2 protein-coding genes and 1 pseudogene are annotated in these 1,999 nt (G+C 75.3%); 2 read left to right on the forward strand and 1 reads right to left on the reverse strand.

Annotation, left to right across the window (positions count from 1 at the left end; genetic code table 11):
- Both WA805_RS02150 and WA805_RS02155 read left to right on the forward strand, forming a co-directional pair.
- A pseudogene (locus WA805_RS02150) lies at positions 1–488 on the forward strand (hypothetical protein); the annotation flags it as partial.
- 50 nt (positions 489–538) lie between these two features.
- Positions 539–1,138, forward strand: coding sequence for a class I SAM-dependent methyltransferase (locus WA805_RS02155; protein WP_425241521.1), 600 nt, complete (start codon positions 539–541; stop codon positions 1,136–1,138).
- On the opposite strand, the gene WA805_RS02160 is transcribed toward WA805_RS02155, so the two are convergent.
- Positions 1,128–1,999: prenyltransferase (locus tag WA805_RS02160; protein WP_425241520.1), on the reverse strand; the 872-nt coding region annotated here is incomplete at its 5' end. The genes WA805_RS02155 and WA805_RS02160 overlap by 11 nt on opposite strands.

Here is a 1,999-nt window from a genome sequence, read left to right on the forward strand (position 1 = left end):
GCCAGTACCTCCGCGACTTCACCCGCCGCCTGGGCCTGGCTGGCTATCCGGCCGAGCGGGATTCCGGGCACCTGACCCGCTGCCGCGCCGATGACTCCCCGCTGCGCACCGGGCGGGTGCTGGTCGCCGGGGACGCGGCTGGGCTGCTGGAACCGTGGACCCGGGAGGGCATCAGCTTCGCGCTGCGGTCCGGCGCGCTGGCCGGCGAGACCGCCGCCAAGGCGGCGGTGGCAGGCTCACCCGCGGCGGAGGAAGCCTCGCTGGCGGAGTACCCGGCGGCGGTCAGCGCGACGCTGGTGCCGGAGATGCGCGCAGGCCGGGTGATGCTGTCCGCGTTCACCAGGCACGCGGGGAGCTTCCACGCCGGCCTGGCCACGCCGAAAGGCTGGCGCGTTTTCGTGAAGATGTGCCGCAGCGAGATGTCGTTCTCTGACCTGGTCAGCCGTCCGTCGGCCCGGCTGGCGCTGGCGATGCTGAACCGGATGTAGCGCGGGTGGACGCGGAACTGCTGAAGGCGGCGGCGGCCGCCACGGGGTTCATGCCGGCCGCTGAGGGGCTGGCGCTGTCCGAGACGGCGGAGGCCTACGCGGCGGCCGGGCCGGTGCTCGAGCTGGGCAGCTACTGCGGTAAGTCGGCGATCTACCTGGCCGCCGGGGTGCGCGCCGCGCGGGCGCGCGGGCTGCGGCGGCAGGTGGTGACCGTGGACCACCACCGGGGTTCCGAGGAGCACCAGCCCGGCTGGGAGTACCACGACGCCAGCCTGGTCGACCCGGTGACCGGCCGGCTCGACACGCTGCCCCGGCTGCGGGCCACGCTGGCCGCGGCCGGCGTCGAGGACGACGTGGTCGCGATCGTCGGCAGGTCCGCGGACGTGGCGCGGCTGTGGCGGACGCCGCTCGGCATGCTGTTCATCGACGGCGGGCACACCGACGCCACCGCGCAGGCCGACTACGAGGGATGGGCGCCCTGGGTGGCGCCGGGCGGCGCGCTGGCCATCCACGACGTCTTTCCCGATCCCGCCGAGGGCGGCCAGGCGCCGTTCCGGATTTACCGGCGGGCCCTGGACTCCGGCGCGTTCACCGAGGTCCGCCGCGTCGGCTCGCTGCGCGTCCTGGAACGAACCTCCGTCAGGGCGTGACGGTCACCGGGGCGCAGCCGCAGGCCTCTGGATCGGCCGGCGGCCCGAGGTCGAGCGGGGCGGGTATGTCGCGGAAGACCCCCGCGCCGCCGCTGAACCCCGTCAGCGCGTCGGCGGCGAGCACCACGGCGGCGGCGGTCCAGCTGCTCCGCTCGGCGGGGAAGTGCGCCTCGTTGGCGAACTGCCAGCCGGTCCAGTAGGAACCGTCGTCGTGCTGCAGCCTGCCGGTCACGGCGAACAGCTCTGCGGCTTGCGCGCGCAGGCCGCAGGCGTCCAGCGCGAGCACGAGCTCGCTGGTCTCCGCGACCGTCACCCACGACTGGTCGCTGACGCACCGGACGCCAAGGCCGGGCACGACGAACGTGTCCCAGCCCGCCGTCAGCCGCGCGGCGCCGGCGCCGCCGCGCAGCGCGCCGCCGAGCACCGGGTAGTACCAGTCCATCGCGAAGCGGCTCTTGTCCGCGAACGCCTCAGGGTGGCTGGCGAGCACGTGACCGAGCTGGACCGCGGCGAACTCCCAGTCGGGCTGCGGCTCACCCGCCAGGTCGGCGAGCGCGATCGCGCAGCGCAGCCCCTGCAGGATGCTGGAACAGCCGGACAGCAGCGCGAACTCACCGGGCTCCCCGGCCGCGTCGCGCTCCCAGGCGACCTCGCCGCGCGGCACCTGCAGCCCGAGCACCCAGCCGATCGCGTCGCGCACCGCCGGCCACATCGCCGTGGTGAAGCCCTGGTCGCCCGTCACGAGGAACTCGTGCCACACGCCGACCGCGACGTAGGCGGCGTGGTGGCTCTCCGCGGCCTGGTCGGCGACCGCGGCGGGATTGGCGCCGCTCGGGCCGCCAGTCGTCCGCGGCCACGACC

Source organism: Trebonia sp. (assembly GCF_049794275.1).
Classification (GTDB): domain Bacteria; phylum Actinomycetota; class Actinomycetes; order Streptosporangiales; family Streptosporangiaceae; genus Trebonia.